This window comes from Pseudogemmobacter sp. TB195, assembly GCF_058313095.1.
The window spans coordinates 1-557 of record NZ_JBZEGG010000184.1; the positions used below are offsets into that span (position 1 = coordinate 1).

The 557-nt window shown below is 62.1% G+C and carries 1 protein-coding gene; it reads right to left on the minus strand.

The features are described from left to right. Positions 1-557: Hint domain-containing protein (locus AC4FS3_RS29275; protein ID WP_491023460.1), on the minus strand; the 557-nt coding region annotated here is incomplete at both ends.

A 557-nucleotide genomic window follows, 5' to 3' on the forward strand; every position in this document is an offset into this window, starting at 1 on the left:
TGCCTTGGGAAATGAGAGTGCGACCGATTTCCTCGGTGGTAACAACCGATGGGAAGGTTCGTTTTTCTGTCTGCCTCGTGCCTCGGCAGCGCAGTTCCGCAGGCCGCCGCTTCGCATGGTAGGCGCTCCGTCTCGCGGCTTCGCTGGTCGTTAGCCACCTGTGGTCTGCATCCGCAACGATCCGCGTGCCGTCGTTGAGCGTGACGGCATAGCACCTGCGCTGAAGTTGCACTTCGGTTGCCCTGACCACTGAACACGGCGTTCCAGTCTCGTCGAAGACAGTGTCTCCGACCTTCAACTCTCCCATCGTCGTCCAACCGGAAGGCGTCGGGATCGGAGTATCAAGCGCTAAGGCTTTCCCATGATTGGGTATGCCGGTCACGACGACGAACTGGCCCGCGATGACCTTGAAGGCCTTGTCCATGTCGGGGCCGAGGCCTGTCGAAAGCGGCTGAGGCCCCCGGCCCTCGTAGATGTCCAGCACGTCACCGGCGAAGGAATCCGCGTCATAGAGGCCGTCTATGGGCCACGGCCTGGCGAGCGTCACGCATTCGCGC